This is a genomic window from Faecalibacterium sp. DFI.5.82 (genome assembly GCF_029076575.1).
In the GTDB taxonomy this organism is placed as follows: domain Bacteria; phylum Bacillota; class Clostridia; order Oscillospirales; family Ruminococcaceae; genus Faecalibacterium; species Faecalibacterium duncaniae.
Window position 1 is genome coordinate 1 of sequence record NZ_JARFIS010000549.1, and the last position, 309, is coordinate 309.

The following is a 309-nucleotide window of genomic DNA, read 5'->3' on the forward strand; positions in this document are numbered from 1 at the left end:
TCCGGCTTCAACTCCAACGGTCTGCTGGCCGAGATCGCGTTCCTGCTGTTCACCTTTATCACGCTGGGCATCATCTTTGCAGGTGTGCGCAACGGCGTGGAGCGCGTTTCCAAGGTGATGATGCCTGTGCTGGTGGTGCTCTCGGTGGTCATTGCTGTCTACTCGGTCACACGGCCCGGCGCGCTGGCAGGTGTAAAGTATTTTCTGGTGCCCAACCCGGCCAACTTCTCGTGGATGACCGTGGTTTCCGACATGGGGCAGATGTTCTACTCCCTCTCCATTGCCATGGGCATCCTGGTGACCTTTGGC

The 309-nt window shown here is 58.6% G+C and carries 1 pseudogene; it reads left to right on the forward strand.

Going from position 1 to position 309, the window contains the following annotated elements:
• Positions 1 to 309 (forward strand): annotated as a pseudogene (locus P0G09_RS17830) (sodium-dependent transporter); the annotation flags it as partial.